This window comes from Megasphaera sp. AF13-6AC, assembly GCF_027685385.1.
Taxonomy (GTDB): Bacteria; Bacillota; Negativicutes; order Veillonellales; family Megasphaeraceae; genus Megasphaera; species Megasphaera micronuciformis.
In genome coordinates this window covers 1-888 of record NZ_JAQCUN010000273.1, presented here as the reverse complement: position 1 = coordinate 888, position 888 = coordinate 1, and the positions used below count along the sequence as shown (strand labels likewise).

1 protein-coding gene is annotated in these 888 nt (G+C 44.6%); it reads left to right on the top strand.

What is annotated here, in order from left to right:
- Positions 1–108 precede the first annotated feature (108 nt).
- Positions 109–888, top strand: a 780-nt coding sequence (locus PGX78_RS08800) for a short-chain-enoyl-CoA hydratase (protein WP_270446581.1), incomplete at its 3' end; no start/stop codon positions are given.

The following is an 888-nucleotide window of genomic DNA, read 5'->3' as shown; positions in this document are numbered from 1 at the left end:
TGTTACAAATGGAACGTGGTATACTATGAATATAAAGAATTTATCTTGTGAATAATCTATTACAAGCGAGATAAATCCGGTTTTGCACATTTAAAGGAGGTTATTACAATGGCTTATAACAACATTAAATTTGAAAACCAGGACGGAATCGGTGTTTTGACGATTGATCGCCCGAAGGCACTGAATGCGTTGAATTCCGAAACGCTGTTGGAATTAAATGATTTGGTAGGCAAACTCGAAACGGATAAAGACGTTAAAGTAGTAGTCATTACCGGCGGTGGAGATAAATCCTTTGTTGCCGGTGCGGATATTAAGGAAATGTCCACGAAAAATGCTGTAGACGGCCGCAACTTCGGTAAAATCGGTCAGGATGTATTTACCCGCATTGAAAACCTTCCTCAGCCGGTTATTGCAGCTGTTAACGGCTTTGCTCTCGGCGGCGGTTGTGAATTGGCTTGTGCTTGCGACTTCAGATATGCTTCTGAAAATGCGCTCTTCGGCCAACCTGAAGTCGGCCTCGGCATTACTCCCGGTTTCGGCGGTACGCAACGTTTGCCCCGTGTCGTAGGTCGCGGTTACGGTAAAGAATTGATCTTCACGGCTGCTAATATTAAAGCCGATGAAGCGTATCGTATCGGCCTTGTTAATAAAGTCGTTCCCCAGGAAGAATTGATGCCGACGGTTATGAAAGTGGCTAAGAAGATTGCGGCTAATGCTCCTATTGCCGTACAACTTTCCAAAGCAGCTATTAATCGCGGTATGCAGTGCGATATCGTTACGGGTATTGCTTATGAAGACGAAGTATTCGGCCTGTGCTTCTCCACAGAAGATCAGACGGAAGGTATGGCTGCCTTCATGGAAAAGAGAAAAGAAAAGAATTTCCAGGGT